The sequence below is a fragment of the Vibrio sp. 704 genome, from assembly GCF_033339295.1.
The window spans coordinates 1-981 of sequence record NZ_JAWOUH010000152.1; the positions used below are offsets into that span (position 1 = coordinate 1).

Consider the following 981-nt stretch of genomic DNA (forward strand, 5'->3'; position numbering starts at 1 on the left):
GATCCAAAGAGCATTGTTGGGGACAAGAGTTTAGCTCTAGGTGGTTGGCGTATCATCGTATTAGGTGCAATGTGCCCAGGCCAACGAACCATTGCTGGTACGCGGAAGCCACCTTCCCAACCTGTGTTTTTCTCACCACGGAAAGGACCAAATGCTGCATCAGGCCAGGTCGCGTTCATCGGGCCGTTATCGGTTGTGTAAATCACGATGGTGTTGTCGGCCACTTTCAGATCATCCAGTTTATCTAGCAACTCACCAACCATGTTGTCGTGCTCTACCATACCATCTGCGTATTCACCCAAACCTGTTGTACGGTTTTCTTCTTTCACATGCGTCCAAATGTGCATGCGCGTTGCGTTGTACCACAAGAAGAACGGCTTGTTCGCTTTAACTTGACGCTCCATGAAGTTCATTGCCGCGTCTAGCGTTTCTTGGTCGACCGTTTCCATGCGCTTACGCGTCAAAGGACCTGTGTCTTCAATTTTGCCATCGGCATAAGAATGGATTACGCCACGCGGGCCAAAGTTTTTGCGGAACGCAGGATCTTTCGGGTAATCAGGGTTTTCAGGCTCTTCTTCCGCGTTCAAGTGGTAAAGGTTACCCATGAACTCATCAAAACCGTGGTTTGTTGGCAACATTTCATCTTTGTCACCAAGGTGGTTTTTACCAAATTGGCCTGTCGCGTAGCCCATATCTTTAAGTGCCGTCGCCATTGTAATGTCTTGCGGTTGAAGACCTTGTTCTGCACCCGGTAGGCCTACTTTCGTCAAACCGGTACGGATTGGCATTTGACCGGTAATGAAAGTACTACGACCCGCAGTACAAGATTGTTCACCGTAGTAATCTGTGAACATCATGCCCTCTTTCGCGATGCTGTCGATGTTTGGTGTTTTGTACCCCATCAAGCCAAACGTGTAAGCACTGAGATTGGACTGGCCAATATCATCACCCCAGATGACGAGAATGTTAGGTTTTTCTGCC

1 protein-coding gene is annotated in these 981 nt (G+C 48.6%); it reads right to left on the minus strand.

The genetic code is table 11. The annotated features are described in order from the left end of the window. Positions 1 to 981 (minus strand): sulfatase-like hydrolase/transferase (locus R7R24_RS25100; protein WP_318119824.1); only part of this gene is annotated, 981 nt, incomplete at both ends.